Here is a 14,295-nt window from a genome sequence, read left to right on the forward strand (position 1 = left end):
GCCGAAATGGGCAGTTTTGCGTCTGCTCGCGGGGGCCCAGCTCGCCCAGTGATCGGCCTGACGACCTATCTGCAGCAGGCGCAGACCGGGGTGTGGGATGTGCGGGCCAGCTTTCTGCCGGCGATCTACATCGAAGGAGTCAATCTGGCGGGTGGCGTCGCCACGCTGCTGCCGCCGCAACCTGCGGACCAGGAGATCGCCTCGCGGATCCTCGACGGGCTGGACGGTTTGATCATCACCGGCGGCAGGGACGTGATCCCGGAAAGTTATGGAGCCCAACCGCACCCGGCCACCGACGAGGCGGTGGCCGACAACCGGCAGCGCGACGCCCTGGAGTTCGCGTTGGTCGACGGGGCGATCCGGCGAGGCATGCCGCTGCTGGGCATCTGCCGCGGCGCCCAGGTGATCAATGTCGCGCTCGGCGGAACGCTGCATCAACACCTGCCCGACGTCATCGGGCACACCCATCACCAGATGGGCAACGCGGTGTTCTCCACGTCGGCGGTGCGTACGGTGCCCGGCACCCGGCTGGCGTCGGTGATTGGCGAATCCTCGGATGCGCAGTGCTACCACCATCAGGCCATCGACCGGCTCGGCGACGGCTTGACGGTCAGTGCGCAGGACAGCGACGGCGTGATCGAAGGCATCGAAATGCCGGGCGACAACTTCGTCTTGGCGGTGCAGTGGCACCCCGAGGAGCGGCTGGATGACCTGCGGCTGTTCGCCGCGGTGGTGGAGGCGGCGGCAGCATATGCAAAGGAGAAGGTGAACGCGTGACTGCATCGGAATTGATCAACCCGGCCACCGAAGAAGTGCTGCGCACCGTCGAGCAGACTTCCGAGGCGGGCGTCGACGATGCGATCGGACGCGCGAAGGACGCACAACGCGAATGGGCGCGACGCGCACCCGCCGAGCGGGCGGCCGCGCTGCGGGCGTTCGCCGCGACAGTCGACGCTCATGTCGGTGAACTCGCGGCGTTGGAAGTCGCCAACTCGGGGCATCCGATCGGCAATGCGGAGTGGGAGGCAGGCCACGTCCGCGATGTGCTGCAGTATTACTCCGCCGCCCCGGAACGGTTGTCCGGCAAGCAGATCCCGGTCGCCGGCGGCCTGGACGTCACGTTCAACGAACCGCTCGGTGTGGTCGGCGTCATCACGCCGTGGAACTTTCCGATGACGATCGCGTCGTGGGGTTTCGCACCCGCGTTGGCGGCAGGAAACGCGGTGCTGGTCAAACCGGCCGAGTGGACGCCGCTGACGACGATCCGGCTCGGCGAGCTCGCGGTCGACGCCGGCCTGCCAGCCGACCTGTTCCAGGTATTGCCCGGTAAGGGATCGGTGGTCGGGGAGCGCTTCGTCAGCCACCCCGACGTGCGCAAAATCGTGTTCACCGGATCCACCGAGGTGGGCACCAGGGTGATGGCCGGTGCGGCCGCCCAGGTCAAGCGCGTCACGCTGGAGCTGGGCGGTAAGAGTGCCAACATCGTGTTCGATGACTGCGACCTGGAGAAGGCCGCGGCGACCGCGCCGTACGGCGTGTTCGACAACGCAGGCCAGGACTGCTGCGCGCGCAGCCGGATCCTGGTGCAGCGCAGCGTATATGACCGGTTCATGGAATTGCTCGAGCCCGCCGTCAAGGGTGTCGTGGTCGGTGATCCGAGAAACAAGGACACCGAGATGGGGCCGCTGGTGTCGAAGCCGCACTGGGAGACGGTGGCGTCGTACGTACCCGACGACGCGCCTGTCGCGTTCCGCGGTGACGCGCCGTCGGGTGCGGGCTATTGGTTCCCGCCGACCGTGCTGACCCCGTCGCGCGCCGACCGCACCGTCACCGAGGAGATCTTCGGTCCGGTGGTCACGGTGCTGCCGTTCGACGACGAGGCCGACGCGATCGCACTGGCCAACGACACGCCCTACGGACTGTCCGGTTCTATCTGGACCGACAACCTGTCCCGGGCGCTGCGGGTATCACGTGCGGTGGAATCGGGCAACCTATCGGTGAATTCGCATTCGTCGGTGCGCTACAACACGCCGTTCGGCGGATTCAAGCAGTCGGGACTCGGTCGCGAACTGGGTCCCGACGCCCCACTGTCCTTCACCGAAACCAAGAACGTCTTCTACGCGATCGGAGATGCCTGATGGATCTGACCCAACGACTGGCCGGCAAGGTCGCGGTCGTCACCGGCGGCGGCAGTGGAATCGGACTGGCGACAGGCAGGCGCATGCATGCCGAGGGCGCGACGATCGTGGTCGGCGACATCGATCCGACGGCCGGCAAGGCGGCAGCCCACGAACTCGACGGATTGTTTGTGCCCGTTGATGTTTCGGATGAAGCGGCCGTCGACAACCTGTTCGACACCGCCGCCGACACGTACGGGTCCGTCGACATCGCGTTCAACAACGCGGGTATCTCGCCGCCCGAGGACGATGTCATCGAGACCACCGAGTTGCCCGCTTGGCAGAAGGTGCAAGACATCAATCTGAAGTCGGTGTACCTGTCCTGCCGCGCAGCGTTGCGGCACATGGTGCCCGCCAAGAAGGGTTCGATCATCAACACCGCCTCGTTCGTGGCGGTGATGGGCTCGGCGACATCGCAGATCTCCTATACGGCATCCAAGGGCGGCGTGCTGGCGATGTCACGCGAGCTCGGAGTTCAATACGCGCGCAGCGGAATTCGGGTGAATGCGCTGTGCCCCGGACCGGTCAACACCCCGCTGCTGCAGGAGTTGTTCGCCAAGGACCCCGAACGTGCGGCGCGTCGCCTGGTACACGTGCCGATGGGGCGGTTCGCCGAACCGGAGGAACTCGCGGCGGCGGTGGCGTTCCTGGCCAGCGACGACTCGTCGTTCATCACCGGCGCGACCTTCCTGGTCGACGGCGGCATCAGCGGCCACTACGTCACGCCGATCTAATGTCGGCCGACCCGGACACCCCACTGGCGCAGGCTGAATTCGCCGCGAAGGCGGCGGCTGAAGCATTGCTGCGCCCGGTGCGGCCGGGTAATCCGTTCGAGGACACTGTGGAACGGTTGCTGCAGACCATCAGGCTCGGTGTGTTGGCGCCGGGTGAATCGCTGCCGCCGGAACGCGAATTGGCGGCCAAGCTCGGCGTCAGCCGCGACACGGTGCGCGAGGCCATCAAGTCACTGGCCGACGCCGGATATCTGGTGTCGCGGCGCGGGAGGTACGGCGGCACGTTCCTCGCCGACGAACTGCCCCGGCACACCGACGCTCCGCGCGTCACCCGCGAGGAGATCGACGACGCACTGCGGCTGCGCGAGATCCTCGAGGTGGGCGCGGCCCGGATGGCCGCCAGTCGCACGCTGACCGCGGCGGAGCGGGAGGTGTTGTGGGCGCGGCTGGCCGATGTGCGTGGCGCGCCGCCGGACGACTATCGACGGCTGGACTCACGGCTGCATCTGGCGATCGCTGAGGCGGCGGGCTCACCGTCACTGGTTCCGTTGGTGGCCGAGAACCGGATGCGGCTCAATGCGCTGCTCGACCAGATACCGTTGCTACCGCGCAACATCGCGCACTCCGACGATCAGCACGAGGCCATCGTGGTCGCGATCCTGGCCGCCGACGGCGACGGGGCGGCGGCGGCGATGCGCGCACACGTGGCCGGCTCGGCCGCGCTGCTGCACGGCTTCCTGGACTGATCCGGCCGTCCGCCGGTGTTGCCCCTGCCCGCGAACAGACGTAAAACTGCCGAAAACTCGCGCTTTCGAGTCACTTTTGCGTCTGCTCGCGGAGTGAGCTCAGTACTTCTGCTGGGGTGGTTTGTGTTTCAGCGCGTATCGGTAGAAGTCCGCATTCTTCAGGTCGGCAGCGGCCGCTTCGTCGATCACCACCGTGACGTGCGGGTGAAGCTGTAGGACCGAGGCGGGGCAGCTTGCCGTCAGCGGGCCTTCGACGGCTGCCGCGATCGCGTCTGCCTTATGGCCACCGGACGCAATGAGCACGAGGTGCCGGGCTTCGCAGATGGTGCCGAGCCCCTGCGTGATCACGTGCCGGGGAACCTCGTCGATGCCTGCGAAGAACCGCGCGTTGTCGTGCCGCGTCTGCTCGGTCAGCGTCTTGACCCTGGTGCGTGAACCCAGCGACGAGCCTGGTTCGTTGAACCCGATGTGGCCGTTGCCGCCGATGCCCAGTAGTTGGATGTCGACGGGACCCGCTTGAGTGATCCGCATGTCGTATTCCGCTGCGGCGGCGAAAATGTCGTCGGCGGCACCGTCGGGGCTGTGTACGCGATCGTCGACGATATCGATGTGGCGGGTGAACTCGTCACGGATTACATGTGCGTAGGACTGTGGGTGGCTCGGCGGCAATCCGACGTATTCGTCGAGCAGAAACACCTGGACCTCGGCGAAGGAGAGTCCCTCTTTGCGATGCCTGCGAATCAGTTCCCGGTAGACGGACAACGGCGAGGAGCCCGTCGCCAGTCCGAGCGTGGTGGCGCCAGCGCGCACCGCGTCGGCGAAGATATCCGCCGCGGTGACGCCGCACTGCTGTTCGTGTTGGCGAATAACGACTTCCACCTACGCCTCACTCGCCGTTCGACGCACGAGCCGGTCGAAGACCAGATCCCACGCGGTGTCCCTGGCCGATGTGATTGCGCCGACCAAAACGGCGTCCTCACCGAGATGCCCGCCGACGATTTCCGGTACCACCGGAATGGTGGTTGCCAATTCGCGGCGGATCGGCTCGGCAAGCAGGTCGGCGTTGCGTCCGATGCCGCCCGCCAACACGATCATGCCGGGGTCGAGTACGGCGGTGGCGATCGAAACCACATGGGTCAGCTTGGAAGCCTCGTCGGCGACGACTTGCAGGGCCAGCCCATCGCCTTGTCTCGCAAGGTCGAAAACCGCCTTGGCGGAACGCACTTCGCGCAGTCCGGCGTCGTTGGCGGCGGACACCACCGCCTCGGCTGCGGCCGCCGTCTCCACCGGTCCCGGGCGGTGCCGGGCCACTCCCGCGGGCACCCGGTCGAAGGGCAGATCGGCGATTTCGCCTGCCGCGCCGTGTGCCCCCCGGAACAGTTTGCCGTTGAGCAGCACCCCCATTCCGACGCCCGTGCCGACCGTCAGGCAGGCGACCACGTCGACCCCCTGCGCCGCGCCGCGGGCGTGCTCACCGACCACGGTGAGGTTCGCGTCGTTCTCGACAATCACTTCTGAACCGCCGGCACCCAAGGCGTCGACCAACGTTCCGAGCAGCCCCCTGCGCTCCCAGCCGGGCAGGTTCGGCGAGCGGTGCACGGATCCTGTCGCCGGATCGGGAATCCCCGGCGTACCAACCACAGTGACCACGATGTCGTGCGGGTTCAGGCCGGCCTCCGCGACGGCGTGTTCGACAGATCTGCACGCGCTGCGCAGCAACATGGTGCCCGAGCGACTCTTGTTCGGCTGGTCGACACGGCTCACGACCGACCCGTCAAGGTCTGCGACCGCGACGCGAATCATGCGGCGTCCGATGTCGACACCGACGATGTGGCCGGCGTCGGGAGCGGTTTGATAGACGACGGCCGCGCGGCCAGGTCCGGACGCGCTGCGCCCGATCGCGCGCACCAGGCCGTGCTGCTCCAAATCCAGCAGTGCTTGGCCCACCGTCGGTTTCGACAGTCCGGTGTCGTTGGCGATCTGGGGGCGGGTGGCCTCGCCGTGGCCGCGAAGCCGCTCCAACACCAAGCGCTGGTTCAGCGCACGCATGCTTGCCGGGGTGCCCGCCCGCGGCGTCGCTCGACCCACCACCGTGTCCCTCTCCGTTCCAGTCGCACGGAATTCACCCGCAACACTTCCAGACTCGGCGATTGTATGTTAAGAAACTTTCCTAACAAACTAAGGAGGCGTCGTGAGTTCTTCATCCTCTAGCTCAGCGACGGTGTCTCAGCAGCCGACGCTGGAACGCAAGATCGGCCCGGTACAAGCCACGGCCATCAACATGACGCAGATGTGCGGAATCGGTCCGTTCGTCACCATCCCCGCGATGGTCGCGACTTTCGGCGGGCCCGAAGCGATGTTCGGGTGGGTCATCGGCGCGATCGTGGCTCTCGCGGACGGTCTCATCTGGGCCGAGTTGGGCGCGGCCATGCCGGGTGCCGGGGGCACCTACATCTACTTGCGCGAGGCGTTCCAGTACCGCACGGGGCGGTTGATGCCGTTCCTATTCGTCTGGAGCGCAGTGCTTTTCATACCGCTCATCATGTCGACAGGTGTGATCGGGCTGGTGCAGTACCTGGGTTACCTGGTCCCTGGCGTTACGGACGCCAACGGCAACACGGGCCTTGGCAAGATCATCGGCGTCGGCATCACGCTGATCATCATGGTGGCGTTGTTCCGCAAGATCGGCCAGATCGGCAAGCTCACCACGGGCCTGTTCGTGGTGATGCTGATCGCGGTGCTCAGCACGATCGTCGCCGCGTTGACTCATTTCAACAGCGCGCAGGCGTTCGCTTTCACGCCGGGAGCCTTCGGCGCCCACGGCACGTTCTGGGCCGGCCTCGGCGCGGGTCTGATCATCGCGATCTACGACTACCTCGGCTACAACACCACGGCTTACCTCGGCGGGGAGGTGCGCGATCCGGGCCGCACCATTCCCCGCTCGATCGTCTTGTCGATTCTTGGCATCATGAGCCTGTACTTCCTGCTGCAGATCGGCGTGCTGGGCTCGGTGCCGCTGGACGAAGTGAAGACCGCGACCTCCGTCGCCTCCACCGTGTTGGAACAGGCGTGGGGGTCGGGTACCGCCCGGGTGATCACCGTGCTGATCGTGGTGGCGGCCATCGGGTCGGTGTTCGCCGGACTGCTCGGCGGGTCCCGCGTCCCGTTCGAGGCCGCGCGCGACAAGGTGTTCCTACCGGTGTACGGGAACTTGCATCCCAAGCTGAAACTGCCGACCGCCGGGGTTCTCACCATGGGAGTGATCACGATGATCGGTTCGCTGTTCACGCTGACCACCATCATCAACGCGGCGGTGGCGACGCTGGTGATCATTCAGTCGCTGGCGCAGGTGGCGGCAATCATCGTGTTGCGCCGTCGGCAGCCGAATCTGCCGCGCCCGTACCGCCAATGGCTCTACCCGTTGCCGACGATCGTCGCGCTGATCGGCTGGGTGTACATCTACGTGTCGGCAAGTTGGCTGTCGATCGGCCTGTCGATCGGCTGGATCGTCGTTGGCGCCATCGCATTCCTGATTTACGCCAGGGCCGAGCGCACGTGGCCGTTCGGCCCCAAGGAGATCAAGGAGGCCTACGCCGCACCTTGACCGGTCGGCAGCCCTGCCTCAGTCGGTGGTGTGGACGATCAGCACATCGGCGGTCTTCTTGGCCCTGGCCAAGACGTTTCCGGGCACGGAGCCAAGCCACTTGCCACTACGCGTGGACAGGCCGACATTGCCAACCACCAACAGATCGGCGTGTACCTCCTTGGCGAGGCGGGAGAGCGCACGTACCGGATTGCCAAGGACCGGCCGCATTTCGACATCCTTCGCACCGGCCGTGGTGGCCCGGTCGCGTGCCTCCCGCAGGATCGCGTATACGGGCGCCTCTCCGTGCACCTTGTAGTCCCCCTCGCCGCCGAGGCTGACCTCGGCGCCGGGATCCATCACGCGATCCGGCCGGGCTGGTCGTCCCCAGCCGCCCTTGTCCCCGGTTGGCAAGTGCGCCATCGCGATGATCAACTTCGCATTGTTTTCCGCGGCGAGCGCGGCCGCGCGGTCCACGGCACGCAACGACGTGTCCGAGCCGTCCGTGCCGACCACCAGCGTCTGATAGGCACTCATGTCGCCATTTTCGGCCTACGTGTGCGCGGCATGGACGAAATGGCAGTTTTGACGAGTGAGTGATTGTGTTAGAACGGTGATGGGTCGGCGGCGTAGCGGGCGCCGTGCTCATCAACTCGAGCCGCGCCATCGGCCACCGCCGATCTGTGGGTGAAACCAAGCCGCGGGATGGCTGATCGTGAGGGCACCGCTCCTCCCTCCGATTCCCACCGCTGCAGCGCAACATGTTCAACAGGCATCAGTTCACCTCCAGGCTGTGAACGCCGTACGGCACAGCACTGAGCAGCGTGACCGTCAGGGTCACCCCGTTGGGCAATGTGTAGGCACAGCGCTGACCGACCCGTGCGCCCGCGATCGCCGCCCCGAGCGGCGATCGGACGGAGTACACCTCCATGTCGCCGTACTCGGCGCCGCGCACACCGAGCAGGAAGGTCTCGGTATCACCGGTGTCGTCGTAGCGGATGGTGACGACCATCCCGGGTTCGGCGATCCCGTCGTCCGGTGGATCCTCGCCGACGACAGCATTGATCAACAGATCGTGAATCTGTTGGATCCGGGCCTGCCAACTACGCCGCACGGCGGCGGCGTTCTCGTCGGTGTCGTCATTGACGCCGCCTGCAGACAACTGCCGCAGGGTGGCCAGCTCCCGATGTAGCCGCTCGTAGGCCTGCGGCGAGATCCAGACACGTTGCGTCGCAGTCATTATGCGTTTCCTTTCAAAGGTCAGGGTTGTCGCCAGGGGCGGGCCACGGTTTCAGCGCCGCCCCTGACGACTCGCGAACCCCCTTACGGGGGTCAGGTTGTGAAGTGGTCAGCGGCCGACCCGGCGCAGCGGGTCGAATTCGCGTAACGCCTCCGGCTGCTTGCCGGTGCAGATCTGTTCGGCCAGCAGCCGTCCCGTCACCGGGCCCTGCGCAAGTCCCCACATGCCGTGTCCGCCTGCCACATAAACCCCGCGCGAAACTTCGCCGATCAGTGGCCTGCCGTCGGGGGTGACCGGGCGAGGACCCACCCAGATGTCGCTGCGCTCGTCCCAACGCACGCCGTCCAGCAACGGACTGGCCGAGGCGACGATCGCGCCCACCCGCTCGGGGATCACCGGCTGGGCCGGGTCGCGGAATTCCATGGTGCCCGCCACGCGCAGAGCACCGTTGTACGGCGTACACGCCACCCGAACGTCCGGCAGGTAGATGGGTCCGAGAATGGGTCGGTCCACGGGCACGGTGAACGAATAGCCGCGGCCCGCAGCCACGGGCACCCGGACCCGGCCGGCCACCAACCTCGGCAGCCATGCGCCGGTGGCGATCACGGCGGCGTCGGCGGTCAGCGGCGCGCCGCCGCGCGGATGCACCGAGACACCGTTGCCTGAGCTGAAGACCCCGTCGACCTCCAGCGTTCGGATCGTTGCTCCCCGCCCCGCGACGGCACGGCCAAGGGCGCGCACGAATCGGCCGGGATCGACGAAGCGCTGACCGTTGATGTTCAACCCGGCGGTGATCGCTGGCGATGCCAGTGGCACGTGGTCGCGCAGCGCTTCCCCGGACAGGCCGGTGACATCCATTGCCTGCCCGGCCTTTTCGAGTTGACGGAACTCACGCATCATCTTGTCGGCCTCGTCGGTGGTGCGGAACAAGGCGGTGATCGGGGCATCGGTCACCGGCGCGTCGACACCATTGGCCACGAGGACGTCGAAGGCCTCGATGCATTCTTCGTTGAGCGGGACGTTGGCCCGCACCGCCCGGTTCCACGACGACCGCCTGCAGTTGGCGGCGAATTGCATCAGGAACACGGCCAACGACGAGTCGGTGGTGAACGGGATGTGCAGCGGGGAGGACGGATCGCCCAGCGAGCGCAGTCCGTAGCGCAGCACCGCAGGGGAATTCAGTGGAATCGTCAGGGCAGGCGCAATCCAACCGGCGTTACCCCACGACGCGCCCGCGGCCACTCCGCTGCGGTCGACGACCGTGACATCGATTCCGCGCTCCTGCAAGAACCATGCCGTCGACAACCCGACAATGCCCGCACCGATCACGATCACCGATCGCGGTCCGCCGTCAAGGCGCTCGACGCCGGCCATCACAAACCTCCCTCGTTGAACTTCATTGACAATTCATCTGTGCTGTCCGGACTACTGTCGGGCCAGCCGAAATCGCGTGTCATGTGCGCGGACGCGTCGCTGTGCGCGGTCATCGCCGAGTCGACCTGGTCGCCTCGCAGATAGCCGACGACGCCGAGGGTCGTGGTCAACGCGCCGACGACCCACGCGGTCATGGCCGCGTTGTCTGCGATGAATCCACCGACCCATGGCGAGAGGAACAGCGCGAATCCGGTGATCGCCAGGGCCAAGAAGTCGTAGGTCGGGTCCACCGCGAGCAGTGACCAGAGCGCGATCACGGCAGCCAGTCCGCCCAGCCCGATCAGCACCGCGGTTCCGATGGTCGCACCCGGCAAGGCAACTCCCCGGGCAACGGTGACCAGCCCGATCGCCAGCGTCGCCCGCCCGATCCATGTGCTCACCACGCTGCGGCGGGCCTCGCCGCCACCGATTCTGTTGTGGCCGTTGTCGATTGATGTCTTGAGCGTCGTCAACCCGGCGGCACCGAGCACCATCGCCAAGCCGCCGGCCGCCCAGCACGTCCATGACGCGCCCGGATCGGCTTGGGGGCCGTTGCCGAGGAACGGAACCGTCACCATGGCCAGGCCGACGATGACCAGGCCCCAGTGATCGGATCGGCGGTCGCGGGTCAACACGGCCAACATCCCGAAGAACGCGATGAACGCGGCGAAACCGACTGCGATGCCTCCACCCAGCGGCGTGGAACTCGTCGTGATTGCCGTTACGACGGCGCCCGCTCCGACGACGACCGCGGCCAACCCGATCCGCGACTTGCCTCGAGCCACCACAGAAAACTCCCTCCACATTTCGTCTTGATTCCATGGTGGGAGTGATGGGGTCCGTCGAGCTTGCCTGCGCCGGACAACGCGGCCGCCGCGCTTTGTTCGATTCCGACAACGCCCGCTAATCGGCGTCGGCAGCCGCCAGTTCGATCATCACCGCCAGGCGTTTCTTGGCGTCGTCGAGTGGAAGGTTGGTGATTTCAGCCATCTTGCGCAGCCGGTACCGGACGGTGTTCTCGTGCACCCCCAACCGTTTGCCTGCCGCGGCGGGGTCACCCTGGGCCTCCAGCCACGCCCGCAGGGTCCCCACGTACTCGGTGGCGTTGTCGCGGTCGTGGCGGCGCAATTCGGCGACGGGGCCGCGGTCGGGTGTGCGTCCGGAGCGGGCCGCCGTGCGCAGGCGCTGCAACAAGATGTCGTCCCAGGATTCGTCGTAGGCCGGCGGCGGTGTGCCGGGCGAGCACCCTTCATGTAACGCCAGACATTCGTCGGCCTCCTGGCGGGCCGCGGCGAGGTCGGCCACGTCGACGGGGGCGCTGATGCCGGCCAGCACCGTCGCGCCATCTGGCAGCGCGGCCTGCAGACCGGCGACCCAGCGGCGTGCCGCCGCGGACTGCTGGCCGGGCAACAGGGTGTAGACGGTGTTACCGGCCAGCGCGCTGCGGCCAGGCCGCGACCAACCGAAGCCGGCGGTGGCGCGTTCGAAGGCCAGCAACAGGGCGGCATCCCGGTTGGTCCCGATGACCGCCTGCAGCGCGATGACCCGCAGCGGACCCCGCCGAACCCCCAGTCGGCTGGCGACGGTGGCGGCGTCCGCGCTGCCCTCCAACAACCGGATCACCAGTTCGGACTCCACCTGGCGCTCCAGATCCGCGCTCGCCCGCGACCGCAACAGGTGCAAAGCCACGGTGCGCGCACCATCGGCCAACGCGGTGAGGGCCGCACCTCTCAGCGGCGCCGCGCATGCCACCCACACCGACCCGATCAGTTCGCGCCCCGACCGCACCGCCACCACCATGCGCCCGGTCATGCCATGGTCGGAATCCGGTGCGACGAACAGCGGCTGGTCCGAATTGGACAGATGCGTGAAAACGCTTCGCTCATCGAAGAATTCGCGCAACCCGGGGGGCGCCTGGCGATCCAGGATCGTCTGCACCCGCGCCGGGTCGGCGTGGTGCTGCAGCCGTGAATACGCCAGCACCCTTGTCAGCCTGTCCTCGATGGTCACCGCACCGCCGGTGGCCTCGGCAAGGCTGTCGGCAAGGGCGAACAGATCTGTTGGGCCACGGCCGGATTCGGTTTCCCGGCCCTCTAGCACCAGGCCGTAGACGACGGCGGACAACTCACTCCACGACATCGCCTTGTCAACCAGCATCACCGCCACACCCTCGGCAAGACCTTCGAAGGTGCTGTCCTCTTCGCCGCCGCGAAACAACACGACCACCGCGCGCGCCGCTGCCGCCCAACGCACCGCCTCCTTCACGGAGCGGGCGCCGACACCCAACAGCACGTCACCGACGACGACGCGGTCCTCGGTGCGCTCGTGCAAGACGACACTGCGCAGTTCCGTGGTGCGGGGTATCGGGCAGAACCGCAAGCGAACGCCGTAGTTTCCGAGCACGTTGACCAGGCGGTCCAGTGTGACCACGAGCTTCTCCCGATGCCGAGCCGATCATCAAGCCTAGCCATCCGACGGCTTGGCTCGTAGTTCCCTCGCCCGGCCTGGTCGAGGGATTAGCCTTGTCCAATGACGCAATCCGGTGATCAGACGGCGGTGCGGCGCGCATCGTCGGCTCTCGCCGACGTCGACAGCTCCGGATGGGCGCAACGGTTCGATCTGCTTTCCGACCCCAACCGGCTGGAAATTCTGCTGGTCCTGCATCGCGCACCCGGCATCTGCGTCGGTGATCTGGCGGCGGCGCTGGGCCGGTCGGAGAACGCCGTCTCCCAGGCGTTGCGGGTGCTGAGGCAGCAGGGCTGGGTGTCCTCGACGAGGGTGGGCCGGCTCGTCAGTTACCGGCTCGAAGACGAAATCGTGCACGACCTGCTGCACCGGATCGGCGCCCGGCACGGCTGAGGGCTTGCGTTATGCGCGTGTTGACGATGGACGACCCCCTGCTGGCCGAGCGCCCCGACTTGGCCGAGTCCGGTGAACCGGCCCATACCCGCATCGGCGGCTGGCTCGAAAAGCTGATCGTGTCCCGCAGGCTGGCGCCGGGCGACAAGCTTCCTTCCGAGGTGGAGATCGCCAACGCGCTTGGCGTCAGCCGGATGACGCTGCGCCAAGCGCTCAGTGCCATCGAGGCCAAGGGCCTCATCGATCGCAGGCGCGGCCGGTTCGGCGGAAACTTCGTTGCCGCACCACGATTCGAGTTCGACCATGCCAGCCTGCCCGGATTCACCGAACAGATGCGCCGGATCCGCGTCCAGGCGGGAGCGCAGGTATTACGGGCAACGACCCAGCACCCCGCCGCTGATGTCCGGCACGCGCTGGGGCTGCCCCGCGGCGCACAGGTGCACGAAGTGCTGCGCGCCCGGCTGGCCAACGGCGAGCCGATCGTGCTGGAGGAGGCGTACCTGCCCGCCGCCGTCTTTCCCGGTCTGCTGACCGCGGATCTGACCGGATCGCTGTACGCCGCGATGCGGAACTATGGCGCGTCCCCGCGCTCGGCCGATGAGGAACTCGAGGCGACGCAGGCCAACGATCAGCAGGCCGAGATCCTCGGCGTCGCACCTGGCAGCCCGTTGTTGTTGATCACCAGGACGTCGTTCACCGAAGACGGTGTCGCGGTCGAATTCTCCCGCGACTTCCACCGCTCCGACCGCGTCCGGATCCGCATCAAGACGCGGGTGGAACCGGTTTCGCCCGCGCGCGACGCCAGCGGCTGAGCGGCGCGTCGACCAGGGTGGGGGACAGCGCGGTGACGATGGCAGGCGCCGCCGAAGTCAACTCGGGCCCGGGGTCGGTCGCACACACCGCGATGCAATGCATGCCCGCCGCCACCGCCGCCTCTACGCCCGGCACCGAGTCTTCGAAGACGAGCACATCGCGGGGGCGGCGACCGAGTTCGGCCGCTGCGGAAAGAAAGCCTTCGGGATGCGGTTTACCGTTGCTGACGTCTTCCTCGGCGATCAGGAAGCTGATCAACTCGCCGGTCGGGCTGCCGTCGAGCACGGCCAGGACGTCGTCGCGCTGTGCACCGGTGACGATGCCGACGGGAATCCCGTTGTCGGCCAAGAGCTTCACCAGCTCGGCGGTGGCGGAGCCGATCGGGTTGTGCTCGGCCACCTTCTGTTTGTAGACGCCTTGGCGCAACCGCAGCAACTCGGTGACCTCGGCGTCGGTGCCGCGGCCGTGCAGCGCCACGGCGCGCTCGATGATCTCCCTGTCGCTGCGCCCCAGCAGGTCGCGGCGGTAGTCCTCGGCCGTCATCGCCCAGTTGAGATGGACTCCAAACAGGTCGCGGAAGATGTCGAACAGGATGTGCTCGTCATCGGAAAGCGTGCCGTTGAAGTCGAACACCACTGCGGGCCGGTCGCTGCCCAACCACGCTTCGATCACCTCTGCGGCAGACGGCATGGGCAATAGTCTAGACCTTTAACCAACACGGCGTTACAGT

The 14,295-nt window shown here is 67.0% G+C and carries 16 protein-coding genes; 7 read left to right on the forward strand and 9 right to left on the reverse strand.

What is annotated here, in order from left to right; all coding sequences use genetic code 11:
* Window positions 1-6 precede the first annotated feature (6 nt).
* Genes ACGFK1_RS03315 through ACGFK1_RS03330 form a run of 4 tightly spaced genes read left to right on the forward strand, consistent with a single transcriptional unit; the run spans window position 7 to window position 3,657 of the window.
* Complete coding sequence (locus ACGFK1_RS03315) at window positions 7-777, forward strand: gamma-glutamyl-gamma-aminobutyrate hydrolase family protein (protein ID WP_393425494.1); 771 nt, start codon at window positions 7-9, stop codon at window positions 775-777.
* Complete coding sequence (locus ACGFK1_RS03320; RefSeq protein WP_393425496.1) at window positions 774-2,138, forward strand: aldehyde dehydrogenase family protein; 1,365 nt, start codon at window positions 774-776, stop codon at window positions 2,136-2,138. The genes ACGFK1_RS03315 and ACGFK1_RS03320 overlap by 4 nt, the downstream gene beginning before the upstream one ends.
* The gene (locus tag ACGFK1_RS03325; protein ID WP_393426331.1) at window positions 2,135-2,911 is read left to right on the forward strand and encodes a 3-oxoacyl-ACP reductase; all 777 of its coding nucleotides are present in this window, start codon (window positions 2,135-2,137) and stop codon (window positions 2,909-2,911) included. Before ACGFK1_RS03320 ends, ACGFK1_RS03325 begins: the two co-directional genes overlap by 4 nt.
* Complete coding sequence (locus tag ACGFK1_RS03330) at window positions 2,911-3,657, forward strand: FadR/GntR family transcriptional regulator (protein WP_393425499.1); 747 nt, start codon at window positions 2,911-2,913, stop codon at window positions 3,655-3,657. The genes ACGFK1_RS03325 and ACGFK1_RS03330 overlap by 1 nt, the downstream gene beginning before the upstream one ends.
* Before the next feature lie 99 nt (window positions 3,658-3,756).
* On the opposite strand, the gene nagB is transcribed toward ACGFK1_RS03330, so the two are convergent.
* On the reverse strand, window positions 3,757-4,536 hold the full coding sequence (gene nagB / locus ACGFK1_RS03335) for a glucosamine-6-phosphate deaminase (protein WP_393425502.1): 780 nt from the start codon (window positions 4,534-4,536) through the stop codon (window positions 3,757-3,759).
* The gene (locus ACGFK1_RS03340) at window positions 4,537-5,745 is read right to left on the reverse strand and encodes an ROK family protein (protein ID WP_393425505.1); all 1,209 of its coding nucleotides are present in this window, start codon (window positions 5,743-5,745) and stop codon (window positions 4,537-4,539) included.
* A 103-nt stretch (window positions 5,746-5,848) separates the two neighbouring features.
* Here ACGFK1_RS03340 and ACGFK1_RS03345 point away from each other — a divergent pair, with 103 nt between their 5' ends.
* Complete coding sequence (locus tag ACGFK1_RS03345; protein ID WP_393425508.1) at window positions 5,849-7,261, forward strand: APC family permease; 1,413 nt, start codon at window positions 5,849-5,851, stop codon at window positions 7,259-7,261.
* An 18-nt stretch (window positions 7,262-7,279) separates the two neighbouring features.
* Here ACGFK1_RS03345 and ACGFK1_RS03350 read toward each other — a convergent pair whose 3' ends face one another.
* From ACGFK1_RS03350 to ACGFK1_RS03375, 6 genes are all read right to left on the reverse strand, one after another.
* Window positions 7,280-7,777, reverse strand: a complete 498-nt coding sequence (locus ACGFK1_RS03350; RefSeq protein WP_393425511.1) for a universal stress protein — start codon at window positions 7,775-7,777, stop codon at window positions 7,280-7,282.
* Between the two features lie 68 nt (window positions 7,778-7,845).
* Window positions 7,846-8,016: a hypothetical protein gene (locus ACGFK1_RS03355; protein WP_393425514.1), complete on the reverse strand. Its 171-nt coding sequence runs from the start codon at window positions 8,014-8,016 to the stop codon at window positions 7,846-7,848.
* On the reverse strand, window positions 8,016-8,480 hold the full coding sequence (locus ACGFK1_RS03360; protein WP_393425517.1) for a GreA/GreB family elongation factor: 465 nt from the start codon (window positions 8,478-8,480) through the stop codon (window positions 8,016-8,018). The genes ACGFK1_RS03355 and ACGFK1_RS03360 overlap by 1 nt, the downstream gene beginning before the upstream one ends.
* Before the next feature lie 108 nt (window positions 8,481-8,588).
* Window positions 8,589-9,854 (reverse strand): NAD(P)/FAD-dependent oxidoreductase, encoded by a 1,266-nt coding sequence (locus ACGFK1_RS03365; protein WP_393425520.1) that lies wholly within the window; start codon window positions 9,852-9,854, stop codon window positions 8,589-8,591.
* The gene (locus ACGFK1_RS03370; protein WP_393425523.1) at window positions 9,854-10,681 is read right to left on the reverse strand and encodes an SPW repeat protein; all 828 of its coding nucleotides are present in this window, start codon (window positions 10,679-10,681) and stop codon (window positions 9,854-9,856) included. The genes ACGFK1_RS03365 and ACGFK1_RS03370 overlap by 1 nt, the downstream gene beginning before the upstream one ends.
* A 115-nt stretch (window positions 10,682-10,796) precedes the next feature.
* Window positions 10,797-12,323 (reverse strand): PucR family transcriptional regulator, encoded by a 1,527-nt coding sequence (locus ACGFK1_RS03375; RefSeq protein ID WP_393425526.1) that lies wholly within the window; start codon window positions 12,321-12,323, stop codon window positions 10,797-10,799.
* Between the two features lie 99 nt (window positions 12,324-12,422).
* Between ACGFK1_RS03375 and ACGFK1_RS03380 the strand changes: the two genes are divergently transcribed.
* Window positions 12,423-12,752, forward strand: a complete 330-nt coding sequence (locus ACGFK1_RS03380) for an ArsR/SmtB family transcription factor (RefSeq protein WP_393425529.1) — start codon at window positions 12,423-12,425, stop codon at window positions 12,750-12,752.
* Between the two features lie 26 nt (window positions 12,753-12,778).
* Window positions 12,779-13,564 carry a GntR family transcriptional regulator gene (locus ACGFK1_RS03385; protein ID WP_393425532.1) on the forward strand — a complete coding sequence of 262 codons (786 nt, stop codon included), beginning with the start codon at window positions 12,779-12,781 and terminating at the stop codon, window positions 13,562-13,564.
* Here the strand turns inward: ACGFK1_RS03385 and ACGFK1_RS03390 are convergent.
* On the reverse strand, window positions 13,515-14,255 hold the full coding sequence (locus ACGFK1_RS03390) for an HAD family hydrolase (protein ID WP_393425535.1): 741 nt from the start codon (window positions 14,253-14,255) through the stop codon (window positions 13,515-13,517). The genes ACGFK1_RS03385 and ACGFK1_RS03390 overlap by 50 nt on opposite strands.
* Between the last annotated feature and the right edge of the window lie 40 nt (window positions 14,256-14,295).

The organism is Mycobacterium sp. NPDC048908 (assembly GCF_043197955.1).
GTDB lineage: Bacteria > Actinomycetota > Actinomycetes > Mycobacteriales > Mycobacteriaceae > Mycobacterium.

Coding starts and splice junctions, on each gene's coding strand:
- ACGFK1_RS03315 (WP_393425494.1), top strand. CDS start 7: ATGGGCAGTTTTGCGTCTGCTCGCGGGGGCCCAGCTCGCCCAGTGATC.
- ACGFK1_RS03355 (WP_393425514.1), bottom strand. CDS start 8,016: ATGCCTGTTGAACATGTTGCGCTGCAGCGGTGGGAATCGGAGGGAGGA.
- ACGFK1_RS03360 (WP_393425517.1), bottom strand. CDS start 8,480: ATGACTGCGACGCAACGTGTCTGGATCTCGCCGCAGGCCTACGAGCGG.
- ACGFK1_RS03330 (WP_393425499.1), top strand. CDS start 2,911: ATGTCGGCCGACCCGGACACCCCACTGGCGCAGGCTGAATTCGCCGCG.
- ACGFK1_RS03385 (WP_393425532.1), top strand. CDS start 12,779: ATGGACGACCCCCTGCTGGCCGAGCGCCCCGACTTGGCCGAGTCCGGT.
- ACGFK1_RS03365 (WP_393425520.1), bottom strand. CDS start 9,854: ATGGCCGGCGTCGAGCGCCTTGACGGCGGACCGCGATCGGTGATCGTG.
- ACGFK1_RS03350 (WP_393425511.1), bottom strand. CDS start 7,777: ATGAGTGCCTATCAGACGCTGGTGGTCGGCACGGACGGCTCGGACACG.
- ACGFK1_RS03390 (WP_393425535.1), bottom strand. CDS start 14,255: ATGCCGTCTGCCGCAGAGGTGATCGAAGCGTGGTTGGGCAGCGACCGG.
- ACGFK1_RS03380 (WP_393425529.1), top strand. CDS start 12,423: ATGACGCAATCCGGTGATCAGACGGCGGTGCGGCGCGCATCGTCGGCT.